The organism is uncultured Paracoccus sp., assembly GCF_937873615.1.
Taxonomy (GTDB): Bacteria; Pseudomonadota; Alphaproteobacteria; order Rhodobacterales; family Rhodobacteraceae; genus Paracoccus.
Window position 1 is genome coordinate 1 of sequence record NZ_CALMYP010000056.1, and the last position, 11,538, is coordinate 11,538.

General features: G+C 63.6%; 10 protein-coding genes and 1 pseudogene. 7 read left to right on the forward strand and 4 right to left on the reverse strand.

Going from position 1 to position 11,538, the window contains the following annotated elements; all coding sequences use genetic code 11:
• From Q0330_RS12910 to Q0330_RS12935, 6 genes are all read left to right on the forward strand, one after another.
• Positions 1 to 605: TetR/AcrR family transcriptional regulator (locus Q0330_RS12910; protein WP_299479872.1), on the forward strand; the 605-nt coding region annotated here is incomplete at its 5' end.
• A gap of 160 nt (positions 606 to 765) precedes the next feature.
• Complete coding sequence (locus tag Q0330_RS12915; RefSeq protein ID WP_161905878.1) at positions 766 to 1,731, forward strand: efflux RND transporter periplasmic adaptor subunit; 966 nt, start codon at positions 766 to 768, stop codon at positions 1,729 to 1,731.
• Positions 1,732 to 1,815: 84 nt separating this feature from the next.
• Positions 1,816 to 4,893 (forward strand): efflux RND transporter permease subunit, encoded by a 3,078-nt coding sequence (locus tag Q0330_RS12920; RefSeq protein ID WP_299479881.1) that lies wholly within the window; start codon positions 1,816 to 1,818, stop codon positions 4,891 to 4,893.
• 294 nt (positions 4,894 to 5,187) lie between these two features.
• A complete protein-coding gene (locus Q0330_RS12925; protein WP_299479883.1) occupies positions 5,188 to 6,120 on the forward strand; it encodes a toll/interleukin-1 receptor domain-containing protein in 933 nt (310 codons plus the stop codon).
• Between the two features lie 53 nt (positions 6,121 to 6,173).
• On the forward strand, positions 6,174 to 6,821 hold the full coding sequence (locus Q0330_RS12930) for a hypothetical protein (RefSeq protein ID WP_299479886.1): 648 nt from the start codon (positions 6,174 to 6,176) through the stop codon (positions 6,819 to 6,821).
• Positions 6,822 to 7,005: 184 nt separating this feature from the next.
• On the forward strand, positions 7,006 to 7,875 hold the full coding sequence (locus Q0330_RS12935; protein ID WP_299479889.1) for a hypothetical protein: 870 nt from the start codon (positions 7,006 to 7,008) through the stop codon (positions 7,873 to 7,875).
• Between the two features lie 181 nt (positions 7,876 to 8,056).
• Here Q0330_RS12935 and Q0330_RS12940 read toward each other — a convergent pair whose 3' ends face one another.
• Both Q0330_RS12940 and Q0330_RS12945 read right to left on the reverse strand, forming a co-directional pair.
• Positions 8,057 to 8,380: a DUF736 domain-containing protein gene (locus Q0330_RS12940; RefSeq protein WP_299479892.1), complete on the reverse strand. Its 324-nt coding sequence runs from the start codon at positions 8,378 to 8,380 to the stop codon at positions 8,057 to 8,059.
• Between the two features lie 811 nt (positions 8,381 to 9,191).
• Complete coding sequence (locus Q0330_RS12945) at positions 9,192 to 9,614, reverse strand: antirestriction protein (RefSeq protein WP_299479895.1); 423 nt, start codon at positions 9,612 to 9,614, stop codon at positions 9,192 to 9,194.
• Between the two features lie 165 nt (positions 9,615 to 9,779).
• Between Q0330_RS12945 and Q0330_RS12950 the strand changes: the two are divergent.
• Positions 9,780 to 10,070 (forward strand): annotated as a pseudogene (locus Q0330_RS12950) (hypothetical protein).
• 42 nt (positions 10,071 to 10,112) lie between these two features.
• Here Q0330_RS12950 and Q0330_RS12955 read toward each other — a convergent pair.
• Together Q0330_RS12955 and Q0330_RS12960 are read right to left on the reverse strand one after the other, a co-directional pair.
• A complete protein-coding gene (locus tag Q0330_RS12955) occupies positions 10,113 to 10,757 on the reverse strand; it encodes an antitoxin of toxin-antitoxin stability system (protein WP_299479898.1) in 645 nt (214 codons plus the stop codon).
• 61 nt (positions 10,758 to 10,818) lie between these two features.
• A complete protein-coding gene (locus Q0330_RS12960; RefSeq protein ID WP_299479901.1) occupies positions 10,819 to 11,382 on the reverse strand; it encodes a hypothetical protein in 564 nt (187 codons plus the stop codon).
• Positions 11,383 to 11,538 lie beyond the last annotated feature (156 nt).

Below are 11,538 nucleotides of genomic sequence, written 5' to 3' on the forward strand. Positions count from 1 at the left end.
AGCAAAATCAGGCGATCTTGAAGTCAAGCGGCAGGCCACTTGGGGAATGTCGGTTGAAGAATGGATCGCAAAGCCGACGGAAAAACGCAAGTGCGCGCGTGTTAACGGCCGCGCGCGCAATCGCCGCGCGCGAGGGTGTTTCACATATCTCCTTCGATGCGATTGCGCGGGAAGCAGGACTGAGCAAAGGCGGTGTTCTTTACAACTTTCCGACCAAGCGCGACCTCATGGCGGCGCTGCTGAGGGACATGCTCTCCGAGCATGAGTCCCTAGAAGCGCGCCTGCCGCAGGACTCGCGACAACGCACCCTTCGTCGCCACCTTTGCTCGCTCCGCACCCTCGACGCAGCGGCTTCCGACGTTTCCATGGCGATCCTAGCCGTCGCGGCGGCCGAACCGGACCTTCTTGACCCGCTGCGTGACGCGCTTGAGGTCGATCTTTCCTGCATCGAGGCGGAAATGAAGGACACAAGCCTAGGGCGTCTGATCTTCTTCGCGCTGCAAGGACTACGTTTCCATTCGCTCTTGGCACTTCCAGATGGTGGGCCATCGGTTCGCAACGAGCTTGCACAGAAAATTGAGGAGATGATCGACAATGCCCATTGAAGGCAAAGCGAGAGCGCTGCTTGGACTTGGTGTCGCAGGCTGCGTCTGTGCGCTCCTGTTTGCCGTGCCGAGTTGGCAGATCCATGCGCAGGATCGGGAAGCGGCGAGCAGCAGTGACGTTGCCGGCCCTCCGTCAGGTGCTGAAGCGTCTGCGTTGCCCATGCCCGTCGAGATCACTCAGGCTGTCGCGTATTCCGAGGCCAGAACCCGATCCTTTGCCGGGACAGTAGAGGCGCTGAAAACGGTGGATCTCGCCTTCCAGGTTTCCGGGCAGCTTGTCGAGTTTCCAGTCATTGCCGGTGATCGGGTGACGACCGGCGACTTGATAGGACAGCTCGATAAGGCCGATTTCCAGCTTGCGCTGGACCGCGCGCGTGCCTCGTACGATCTGGCGCGCAGCGAGTTTACCCGCGCCTCCGCCCTGTCGGATCGCGGGGTCGCCACCGACGCGCAGCTCGACGCGGTGCGCGCGCAGCTTGCCCAGGCCGAGACGGCGCTGCGCGAGGCGGAACGGCGTCTGACCCAGACCGAGGTGCGCGCCCCCTTCGATGCCATCGTTGCCCGCACCTATGTTGAAGCCTATGCCAACGTGACGCCCGCCCAGCCGGTGGTGCGCCTTCAGGACGTCTCCGAACTCTTGATCCGCATTTCGCTGCCCGAGGATCTGGCCGCCGTGGCCCGCGTCCAGCCCGATCTGTTTTCGGTGACGGCCACCTTTCCGGCCGCGCCGGGCTATCGTCCGACGCTGGAGCCGCGCAGTTTCGCGGCCGAGGCCAATTCCTCGACCCGGACCTTCGATGTCGAGTTCAGGATCGCAGGCGATATCGACCCGCGCATCCTGCCGGGCATGACGGCGAACGTTGCGGTGGGCGAAATCGAAAGCAGCCGTCCTTCGCAGGCGGTGACGCTTCCCGTCTCGGCAGTGGACACGACCAGCCGGGCCAATCCGACGGTCTGGATCTACACTGCCGAGGACAGCACGGTCTCGCGCCGCGATGTCCGGCTGGGCCTGCCGCGCGACAACTGGATCGTCGTGCTGGAGGGGCTGGAGCCCGGCGAAACGGTGGTCGCAACCGGCTGGTGGCGCCTGCGCGACGGGGCACGAGTTGCGGTCGTCGGCCTTTGACGGCAGGCGCTTTGACCGCCGTCCAACACACTGCGGAACGGGAGAATGACCGCCATGGCATCTGAGACGGTTGATGCAGCACGCATGAGCATCGCGCGCGGCGCCATTCGCCGCCCCGTCGCCGTCTGGCTTGCGATCCTGTTCTGCCTGCTTGGCGGGCTCTGGGGGCTTGCCAATGTCGGCCGTCTCGAGGACCCGAGCTTCACGCTCAAGACCGCGCTTGTCTTCGTGCCCTATCCCGGCGCGACCGCCGAGGAGGTAGAGGAAGAAGTCGCCGATGTCATCGAAACCGCACTTCAGCAGATGCGGCAGCTTGATCGCGTGCAGTCGAAATCCATGCCCGGTATGGCGCAGATCACGGTCGAGATCGACATGCGCTACGGGCCCGACGAGATCCCGCAGATCTGGGACGAGATGCGCCGGCGCATCGGTGACGTGCGCGGCGAACTGCCCGCCGGCGCCCGCGCTCCGATCGTCAACGATGATTTCGGCGATGTTTACGGGCTGTTCTATGCCGTGACCACCCAGGGCCTGACGCCGACCGAACAACGCGATCTTGCCACGCTTTTGCGGCGCGGGCTGGTGACGGTGGACGGGGTGGCCAAGGTCGAGGTCCAGGGCCTGATCGAGGAAGAGATCACCATCGCGATCGACCCGGCCCGCTTGGCCGGTCTGGGCCTGCCGCCCGACCAGTTGATCGGCGTGATCGCCAGCGAGAACCAGGTTTTCGCCAATGGCGAGGTCACCGCCGACACCGCGCGCATCGCGCTATCCGTGCCGCAAGGCTATGCCACGGTTGAAGGGATCGAGACGCTGCGCCTCGGCGCAGCTGGCGAGGTCGGGCAGGCCACGGTTTTCGATATTGCCGCGGTCAGCCGCCACGAGGTGGAGCAACCCTCCCAGATCATTCGCCAGAATGGTGTCCGGGCCTTCACCATCGGCATTTCCGCACTGACCGACCGCAACGTCGTGGCTGTCGGCCAGGCGGTCGAGGCGCGCCTCGCCGAACTCGGCGAGCAGCTTCCCGAAGGAACAGAACTGGTTCCGATCTACGAACAGACCAAGGTCGTCGATGAAGCGGTGTCGAGTTTCCTTGTTGGTCTCTTGCAGTCGGTGGTTATCGTGGTCGGCGCGCTGATGCTTACGATGGGCTGGCGCGCGGGCCTTGTGGTGGGCGCCACTCTGGGCCTGACGGTGCTGGCCACCGTCTTCTTCATGGCGGTCCTCGGGATCGAGATGGAGCGTATCAGCCTGGGAGCGCTGATCATCGCCATGGGGATGCTGGTGGACAACGCCATCGTCATCGCCGAGGGCATGGTGATCGGCATGGCGCGCGGCCAGACGCCCGAGGACGCTGCCGCCGAGACCGAGAGCGCGACGAGCATTCCGCTGCTTGGCGCCACGGTCATCGGCATCATGGCCTTTTCGGGTATCGGCCTGTCGCCGGATGCGACGGGCGAGTTCCTTTTCTCGCTCTTTGCCGTCATCGGGATCTCGCTGTTGCTCAGCTGGGTTCTGGCAGTCACGGTCACGCCCTACCTGGGCAAGCTTCTGCTGAAGGCCCCGCGAGACATGTCGGCCGATCCCTATCGGGGGCTCATGTATCGGGCCTACCGCGGGATCCTGCACGGCTCGCTGCGCGCCCGCTGGCTGGTGATGCTGGTGATCGTGGGGATCACAGTCGCCTCAATCATGGCCTTCGGTCAGGTCAAGCAGGCCTTCTTCCCTGCCTCGAACACGCCGCTGTTCTACGTCCAGTTCCAGATGCCGCAGGGCACTGACATCCACACCACCGACCGCGCCATGCAGCGGCTGGAGCAGATTGTTATGGCCGAGCCCGATGTGGTGGCCGTGACGACGCTGGTCGGGCGCGGGGCCAGCCGCTTCATGCTGACCTACAACCCCGAACAGGCCGACCCCAGCTATGGCCAGCTGATCGTGCGAACGCGTGACGCCCTGGTGATCCCGGAACTGGCGGCCCGGCTGAACCGCGAGCTGGCGATGGAGTTCCCCCACGCGCTGGTGCGCACCGAGGAACTGGTCTTCGGCCCGCCGGCGGGGGCTGCGGTGGCGGTGCGCTTCTCGGGGCCCGATCCGCTGATCCTGCGCCAGCTGGCCGACGAGGCGCTGAAGATCTACGAGGCGGCCGGCACGATTATCGAGCCGCGCACCGACTGGCGCCAGCGCGAATTGCGCGTCGTGCCGATCGTCGATGAATCGCGCATGCGCCTGACCGGCGCCACCCGCCAGGCGATCGCCGACACGGTGCAGTTCGGCACCTCGGGCCTGCGCGTGGCCGCCCTGCGCGAAGGCGACGCCGAGGTGCCGATCTACCTGCGCCTGCCCGAACCCCAGCGCGACGGCATCGACCGCGTGCAGGACCTGCCGGTGTGGTCGCCGGGGGCCGGTGCCTATGTGCCGATGTCCAACATGGTGACCCGGATGGAGGTCGAGCTTGCCGAGGCGCTGATCCACCGGCGCGACCGCGAGCGCACGATCACCGCCCAGGGCGGCAAGCGGCCCGATCTGACGGCCGACCAGGCCTTCCGCAGCGTGCGGGCGCAGATCGAGGCGATGGAACTGCCCCCCGGCTACCGGATGGAATGGGGCGGCGAGTTCGAAAGCTCGCAGCAGGCTCAAGAATCGCTAGGCAAGCAGTTGCCGCTGGGCTTCCTCGTGATGCTGACGATCTCGATCCTGATGTTCAACAAGGTGCGCCAGCCGCTGATCCTGTGGCTTGTAGTGCCGATGTCGGTCACAGGGATGGTGCTGGGACTGCTTGCCAGTGGGATGCCGTTCACCTTCACGGCTCTGCTGGGCTTCCTGTCGCTGTCGGGGATGCTGATGAAGAACGCCATCGTTCTGGTCGAGGAGATCGACCTCAGGCGCGCGTCCGGGGCGGCGGATTACGACGCCGTGGTGGATGGCTCGGTCAGCCGTCTGCGCCCGGTGGTGCTGGCGGCGGGGACGACGATCTTCGGCATGCTGCCGCTGCTGCCGGACGCCTTCTTCGCCTCGATGGCGGTCACGATCATGGGGGGCCTTGCCTTCGCATCGGTTCTTACGCTGCTGGCAGTTCCAGTGCTCTATGCGATCTTGTTCCGCATCCGGCGACCCAACGCCGCTTCGGCACGGGAAATCCCCTCCGGTGCCACGACATGACCGCTTCGAAGCTGCCTTGCGGGGCGGCTTCGCCTGTCCGCATGATTGCGGACTTGTCGGACATCGAAGGGCCGCAACCTGACGCAAATCGGGGCAGGAGGACCGGATCGGCGATGACGGAGCTTTCGTCCCGGACGATCTGATGCCGTCAAACGTATTGCCGAGACCCGGTCGCGGGACGCATCACCGGCAAAGTCCCACGGAGTCGAGGCGGCAGGGCGGCGGGAAAGGTTCGGCGCAGGGGGCGGGCCGGGCATCGGGCGAAATCCCGGCTCCGAGCGCGATACATGAAGCTTGTCGCGATGCAGAAGGCGGCAAGGCTCGGGGCGCCGACGATCCGGGCCTTGCCTGCCAGCCCCTTTTTGGGGAACGTCCGTTGAAACGTGGTATGACCGCGACATCCTGGCAGGAAGTGACCTGAATGCCGAGATCGAACGGGAACTTGAGTCAGCAGACATTTTCCTGCTCTTGGTAAGTCCCGACTTCATCGCATCCGACTACTGCGTCGAACGTGAAATGGCACGGGCCCTGGAACGCCACGCCACCGGAAAGGCCCGTGTGGTGCCCATCATCGTGGAAGAATGCGACTGGAAGGCGATGGGCGAGTTGCGCCAGCTAAAAGCCGTGCCGACAGACGGAAAGGCGATCAGTGAATGGGCCAACGCCAACACAGCCTATCTGAATGTAGTGCAAGAGCTTCGCCGCATCATAGACGCTGAGGGCCAGCCAGCGGCCGCAGCGAAGGCAGCCCCTGAGCCAGCTGCCATGCGCCCCTCACTGCCGCGATATCGCGCAAAGCGGCAGTTCGACCAAATCGACCGAGCTGACTTCCGCGATGCTGCGTTTGCCACCATCAAGAATTACTTTCGACGCGCGGCCGAAGAAATCGACTCAATCGAAGGATTGCGAAGCCGCTTCGTTGAAAGGGGCACAACCTCGTTCGGTGCGACGGTGGTGAACGGCAGCCATCGGAACGGCACCGCCCACATCACGGTACACTGTCGAGATTCGCAGGTCGCTCTGGGTGACATTTACTACTCGTTCAGCGAAAACGCTGGCGCGAACACAGCAAACGGCGGCTTCAACGTATCGGCAGATGACTACGAGCAGTTCTTGGTCCAGACGATGAATATGTTCGGCAAAGCTGACGAGCGGCTGAAGCCCGATCGAGCGGCGGAAGTGCTCTGGAACGAGTTCATAGGCAATGCAGGCGTCACCTATGACTGAGCGCATTCGGTTCCGGTGCAGCAACTGCGGTCACCGCTTCGAAGCGGAGGTGCTTGACGAAGACGAGCGACGCGAGGCTCGGCGAGAAAACAGGCCGACCAACGCTTTGCATTGTCCTGAATGTCATCGAACGGAAATTCGGCGAGGGTGGGACTGATGATGATTCAGGGAGAACACATATGCGAAGCACATTGAAAGCCAGATCAGCGAATCTGGTCGATGAACCAAAAGGCGCACTGTTTCTCATCAAGAGATATGGCCATCAGCCCATCTTTGGCATCAAGCTTTCTGAACCTGTGGATCAAGCAAACGGCAAGCCGACCGTCTTGCTCTTGAATCCTGACTTCGGGCGCGATGGGGAACCGAATTGGCACCGGATCTTTCTATGGGAGGCGACGGAGCCATGCGTGTCCTTCGGGACTGACTGGGTAATCGAGCCTGACTTTTCGCCTGCCTCGCTGTCTGACGCAGACGATCCGCAGAAAGGGGCCTGCCTGACAATTGGACGCGACGGCATCCATTTTCGTGCAGCGCCTGGCGAGGGCTTCCGGCCGAACTATCGCCATTTCATCCATGTGGAGACGCTGGATCCGACTAAAGACCTCGGCAACGCACCTTTCCACCTCACAGGATACCGAATTTTCCTGAACCACGGGGATCGGGACAAAGGGCGACCTCCGATCTTCCAGCACGGCGCCTAGCCCGCAACCGGGGTGCCCTTGGGACCGAAGAAGGTGATAGGGTCGTGGCGCCCAGTTCTTCCCGGAGTCGACGGCGGAGAACCCATCCCTCCCATTGAGCCCACCGAATGTGGCCTGGCAAGCGGCGGCTTCGTCGGTCTCCACCGCCCGAGGCTTCTGCCACCTCCATGAAGGAAGAGCACCGATGACGGCTAAGGAATACGGCGATATCGTCGCCGCAATGAGCGCCGAGGACCTCGCCCGCGAGATCGCCGATCCGCGCAAACTGCGCTTTGCCGCCACGAAGTCCGGATGGCGTCGCATCGAGATGGCTTGGGCCCCCTTCGATCCGATGAATAAGCAGGCCAAGATAGCCATTTTCGGGATCACCCCCGGTCGGACGCAGATGGAAAACGCTCTGAAGGTCTACCAGCGCGAACGTCAGCGCGGCGCTACGCATCGCGAAGCGGCGATAATCGGCAAGAGGCAGGGTGCCTTTTCCGGCGATATGCGTCTGACGCTGATTCGCATCCTGAACGAAGTCGGAATACCAGATTACCTTGGAATCTCCGGCAGTTCCACCCTCTGGGGGAATGATGCGGACAAGGTCCACTTCAGCTCGGCCCTACGCTGGCCGGTCTTCGTGGAAGTGAAGGACAAAGACGGGGTGCACAGGATGGAGAACTACACTGGTAGCACACCCGCAGTGACTAACCTGCCAATATTCAAGGAGACATTGAGGGGCGTACTGGCGCCGGAACTCGATGGGCTACCCAAAGACTGTCTGATCGCACCGCTCGGCGTCGCTGCGACAAAAGCTGTACTCTTCGCCACAGAACATGTTCCGGCCCTCGATCGCGATCGGATCCTAGTCGGACTGCCACACCCGGCAGGATCCGCGCGCGACGTGTCGAGCCAGTTCCTCGGCAATCCGGTGAACCCGAAACGGAAGAGCCCTCTGAACCCGGAATACCGGGAGACCGCGCTTCGTCTCCGCGCCCAAGTGCTCAAGCTGGCCGAAGCACGCGAACCGGTCAACCCGAACGATCGAGACTTTGGGCTGTCGCCTTCGTAGTCGAAGCTCCAATATAGGATCCTTCACTGGTTCCGCGAAGGTTCGGCTTCGCGACGTACTGCAGTTCATCGTCTGCGCCATTTATAGTCTGCCTTCCGCCCAAAGTGTTGTTTGAGAGCGCCAGAACGAACAAGATGCCCTTAGGCCCCGGTCTTTCGACCGGGGCCTTTACTTCTTGCGATCAGTCGCCGCGGCGGGTGTTGGGGCGGGACCAGATGAGGCTCGCGCCCTCGCCGTCTTCGTCATCGAAGAGGTTGGCGTAGATCGGGGCGGCAAAGCTCGGATCGTCGAGCTTCAGGCCCAGGTATTCGCGGCCCTCGTTCGATTTCTTCGTCCAGGCGGCGCCGATCTCGGCGCGACCGACCAGGACCCGGTGCGAGGGCGCGTTCTCGCCCGAAGCGCGCAGGTCGGGGACGAGGCGCACACCCTTGGCCTGCAGGCTGAGGGTGAAGATTTCGCCGGTGTATTCGGTGCCGGTCTTCTTGAAGGTGCCGATGGTCGCCATGATCTTTCTCCGTTTTCTCTCTGTTTCGGGCCCGCGTCCTTGCGGCCTCGATGGCGATCGAAGAGCCCGGAGGCGACCGATGGCGCACCCCCTCCAAGGGGGCTGGACAGCACAGGAGGAATTTTCTTGCCTCGCGAGGAATGACGGTGCCAACCCTCGGGGCCCCCATGCGACCTGTCGCATGGGGTGGGGGTCCGGCAGGGGAAGAAAGTTGTGACGACGCTGTTGCGCCAAAGCGGTCGAGGCGAAGACGTCCTTCGGGCAGATCAGCCCATCACCAGAGGCCGTTTGGACGCGGGCTGGGACAGAGGGGGAGAGGAGATCAAGGCGACCCTGAAGGCCTGTCAGGAAAGACAGGACAGACACCTCAGGCGATTTGAACCATCTCAGCGGCCGTCGGGTTCCTGTGCGCATACCCCTGACCTGATGCCTCGCGGCAGTCGCTGCTTCGGGTCTTGGTCGGCCAGCGTGACGGCCAGTTCAGAGACGAAACTCGATCATGGGTCACGACCGGGCCATGGCGCCGGCCGATCCGATCTGCCGTGCCAAATCCTGACTGCCAACCTGGTGACGATCCGGCGGCGTGGTCCTTGCCAGGCTCCATGCCCCACCAACGCCGCACAGTGATCGCTTGGCAAAGGCCTGTCGAAAACCGGGGCCGAACGGCCATGGAAATCCGCAAAGACCGGAGCGCGACTTGACGTGACCTGTGCAGCCTGGCCCACCTGCATACGCCAAATGCAAATACCCCCCGACGAGACCGCCGGAGGGGGCAAGTGTCAGATTGCAGTGGCCCGAGCGATTCTCGCCGTCAGTCGATCGCCTTGAATATCTCGCCAGCCTCAGCATGCTCGCCCGCGAAGCCATAGAGCCGCAGATAGGCCTCGGACAGCTGGTCGACCTCATGCCGGAAGGAGAGATGCGACAGCGCAAAGAGGGTGGCGATGATCCCCGCAGCCTCGGCCGAGACCTCGCCGACATAGCCGTTGGTCTCGCAGAAGAGGCGGAACCGCTTGTCGGTCGCGGGTGAGAGGAAGAGCGGCTGGCCGTCTCGTTCGTGGAACTGCCAGAGCCCGCCAGTATAGTCGTCGGGGGCGAGCCAGGACATGAACTGATAGACAGCGCGTTCGCCGATCAGCATCAGCGCCGGGCTGAAGAGGGCGGGCAGGAAGGCCATGCGACGCGCCTTCGGCACGAGGGTCGCGAGGCCTGAGGTGGTTGCAGTGTCGGTCATCGGAAATCCTCCGGATCAGGGGTGAAACGCGCGCTCCGGCGGCTCCCCTGACCCGCCCGAACACCCCCGATTTCCAACCGAACTCTCCCTCTTTGATGGGGGTGAGGTTGATTTTGTTCCCTTTATGTTCTATATTGGTGAGACGATCCGCATGGGAGACCCATCATGGACGCTGCCCCTTTCGCCCTGCCCGCCACCGAACGCCAGATCGCCTATGCGCGGTCGCTGGCCCTAAAAAACCAGAGCCTCCTGCCTTGGGAGGTTCAGCAGGATCGGCGCTCGCTCAGTGCCTGAATCGAGGCGCAGGCGAAGCTGAAGCCTGCGGACAGCGGCCAGCCGACCTCGAGACAGGTGGCCTTTGCCGAGCGGCTGGCGCGGATCAAGCGCCGCGCCGTTCCGGACGAATGCTTTCGCGACCGGCAACTCCTGTCGCGCTGGATCGACAGCAACCGGTGAACGGGCGGCGCCGTCAACCCGGGGCATCCGGATTGCGGGGCGCTAACCGAACCGGCGGCCTTCCTCGGTGAATGTATAGCCATTGGCGATCAGAGTTTCGTCGACCGCTTCATCCGACGTCAGATAATCGTATTCCCGCTCCAACTGTCGGTAGAGCCAGCTTGCCAGATCGCGCAGGGCATCCACAATGATCGCCTCGGCATCCCCGGCGATCTCCTGTGAAAACGGGCCGTCGCGGGTCACTGCGATATCCATGCTGTAGGCATGGTAGTAATTCCCGCGATGGGTGACCTTGGCGCTGAGCTGATAGAAGTTCTGCCGCTGCGCCGCCTGTAGCCTTCCTGCGATGCGGTGCAGGGTCTGGTCCTTTGGCGCATAGACGCGGAGATCGGCGGCAGAAGATTTCCGGTAGGAATAGACGCCGGTCCAGCAAGCGCCATCGCCTTGGGACCAGAAGCCGCTGAACCAGATGCAGGGATCCTCACGGGTGTGTCCGCCAACGAGGCGGACGGTGCGGGTGTTCAGGCGGATGCCGAGGATTTCCGCGATGCGCTCGAAATCCTCATAGACGGCATCGAACCAGTCGTGGTCGAAGCCGCCCTCACGATACCAAGCGCGAGCGCAGTTTTTCGCGCCTGCGGGCAGTTCATTCAAGTGATAGACGGTCGTCGCGATAACCTGGGGCATGGGAACGCCTTTCAAGCTCGACCCAGCGGCACGCCGGGGTGAAGTTCCGGGAGAGGGGAAGTCAGGCAGCCAGGGCCTGATCGACAGCGCTTTGCGCGAGATCGCGCCAAAAGGGATCGACAAGGCGACCCTCCAGCGCACGAGCCTGGGCGCGTCGTGCTCCAGCCAGCGAGGAATCTCCGGCATCCACAGCGGTACGGGCTTCGGCCCGAAGGCAGCAGGCTTCGCCGACGACCCGTCGGGCCTCGGCATCTGAGCGAACCGGATCGCACCAGCAAACCCCGCCGGATTGGACCGCGCCCGCCAGCACGAGGCAGCCTTCGGCATCGAGGATGGTGACGAATTGCGGCACCAACCGCAGATCCGGGTCACGATCCGCAGTGATGTGGCCGGAGATGACGGCGGAAACGACCCGCGCCATGGCCATCGAGAGGGAGCCGAAGGTGCCCAGATCCACCTCGCGCTCGATCTGCAACTGGTCCAACGCCGGGTCATCCCAATGCGCCAGGCAGAGGCAGCGGACGCGAAGCGGCAGGCGATCCGCGAGGCGCAGATGGGCGAGTGTTTCGCCGACAAGGATATCGCGCGCCGCGCGAAAGGCGGACTGGGGCAGCGGGAAGTTCATCGGGATCACTCCGCGACGGGCGGAAGGAGACTCTCTCCCACCCTGAAACCCGTCACAAAACCCCGAGCCCGGCTCTCCCTCCTGACGGGCGCCCGGCCTGAGACCGGGCACCTGACAGCAAATTAGCCCCCTGCCCTGCCCCGCCAACCAATGAAG

What these genes read in the sequence shown, in the direction of transcription:
- Q0330_RS12915 (WP_161905878.1), top strand. Translation starts at nt 766, where the DNA reads ATGCCCGTCGAGATCACTCAGGCTGTCGCGTATTCCGAGGCCAGAACC.
- Q0330_RS12920 (WP_299479881.1), top strand. Translation starts at nt 1,816, where the DNA reads ATGAGCATCGCGCGCGGCGCCATTCGCCGCCCCGTCGCCGTCTGGCTT.
- Q0330_RS12935 (WP_299479889.1), top strand. Translation starts at nt 7,006, where the DNA reads ATGACGGCTAAGGAATACGGCGATATCGTCGCCGCAATGAGCGCCGAG.
- Q0330_RS12940 (WP_299479892.1), bottom strand. Translation starts at nt 8,380, where the DNA reads ATGGCGACCATCGGCACCTTCAAGAAGACCGGCACCGAATACACCGGC.
- Q0330_RS12945 (WP_299479895.1), bottom strand. Translation starts at nt 9,614, where the DNA reads ATGACCGACACTGCAACCACCTCAGGCCTCGCGACCCTCGTGCCGAAG.
- Q0330_RS12955 (WP_299479898.1), bottom strand. Translation starts at nt 10,757, where the DNA reads ATGCCCCAGGTTATCGCGACGACCGTCTATCACTTGAATGAACTGCCC.
- Q0330_RS12960 (WP_299479901.1), bottom strand. Translation starts at nt 11,382, where the DNA reads ATGAACTTCCCGCTGCCCCAGTCCGCCTTTCGCGCGGCGCGCGATATC.